General features: G+C 59.6%; 1 protein-coding gene. It reads left to right on the top strand.

All coding sequences use genetic code 11. The features are described from left to right. On the top strand, positions 1–1433 hold a 1433-nt coding region (locus LVQ76_RS22265; RefSeq protein WP_232922473.1), incomplete at both ends, for a hemagglutinin repeat-containing protein.

The raw sequence follows: 1433 nt of genomic DNA, 5'->3' as shown, positions 1-1433 counted from the left end.
CGGCATGTTCAGCGGTGGCGGTATCGGCGTCACCATCGGGACGAATAAATCGCGCTATGAAATGAACGACGAAGGCACGACCCAGAGCCAGAGTTTCAGCACGGTAGGGTCGACGGCGGGCGATGTCAGCATCAACGCAGGCGGGCAGGCGCACATCGGCGGTGCGGATATTATCGCCGGGAAAGATTTAAACATTACCGGCGACAGCGTGCTGATAGAGCCGGGGCGTGATGCACGAACTCATGATGAGTCGTTCGAGCAAAAACAGAGTGGACTGACGATAGCATTGTCGGGTGCGGCAGGCAGTGCGGTGAACAGCGCGGTGACAACGGCACAGTCGGTGAGCGACGAAAGTGACGACCGTCTGGCAGCGCTGAAAATCGCCCAGAGCGTGATGAGCGGCATCTCGACAGGCCAGGCGATGGAGCTGGCGCAGGCCACCACCGGCGATGCTTCCACAGCATTCGGCGTCAGCGCGTCGCTGGGCACGCAGTCGTCGAAATCGAAAAGCCACAGCGAGCAGAACACGGCGACGGGCAGCACGTTAACAGCGGGGGATAATGTCTCGATAACCGCCACGGGCGGCGACATCACCGCCATCGGCAGCCAGATTAAAGCCGGGCTGAATGTGACGCTGGATGCGGCGAACGACATCAATCTGATTTCGTCGCAGAACACGCAGTTGCTTGAAGGCGAGAACAAGAGCAGCGGCGGGGCAATCGGAGTTGGCATCGGCATGGGCAAAGACGGTGCAGGGATTAACATTTCTGCCAGCGGCAATGCCTCTAAAGGTAGCGAGAGCGGCAACGGCACGCAGCATAACGAAACCACGATAGACGCCGGGAATAGAGTCACTCTCCACAGCGGCGACGACACGACGATAGCCGGTGCGCAGGTGAGCGGCAACAGCGTGGTGGCGGATATTGGTGGCGACCTGACTATCAGCAGTCTGCAGGACAGCGACCACTACGACAGCAGTCAGAAGAGCATCAGCGGTGGGGCGAGCTTCTCCTTCGGGACGATGACCGGCTCGGGCAGCATCAGCGCCAGTAATGACCAGATGAACAGCGACTACAACTCGGTCATCGAGCAGTCGGGGATTTTTGCGGGTGATGGTGGCTTTGATATCACGGTGGGCGGGCATACGCAGCTTGATGGTGCGGTGATTGCCAGCACTGGCGAGGCCAGTAAAAACAGCCTCGACACCGGCACCCTGGGCTTCAGCGATATCGGCAATAAAGCGGAGTACAGCACCGAACACCAGGGCGTGGGCATCAGCACCGGCGGGAGTGTTGCCGAGAACTTTATCGGCAATATGGCGAATGGCGTGCTGGTTGGCGCGGGCGGTGAAGGTGAGGCATCAGGCACCACAAAAGCGGCCATCAGCGAAGGCAGTATTACTATCCGCGACAAGGAAAACCAGCAGCAGGACG

The sequence above is a fragment of the Buttiauxella cochleicola genome (assembly GCF_021283185.1).
Classification (GTDB): Bacteria; Pseudomonadota; Gammaproteobacteria; order Enterobacterales; family Enterobacteriaceae; genus Buttiauxella; species Buttiauxella massiliensis.
This window is presented reverse-complemented; position numbering and strand designations above follow the sequence as displayed.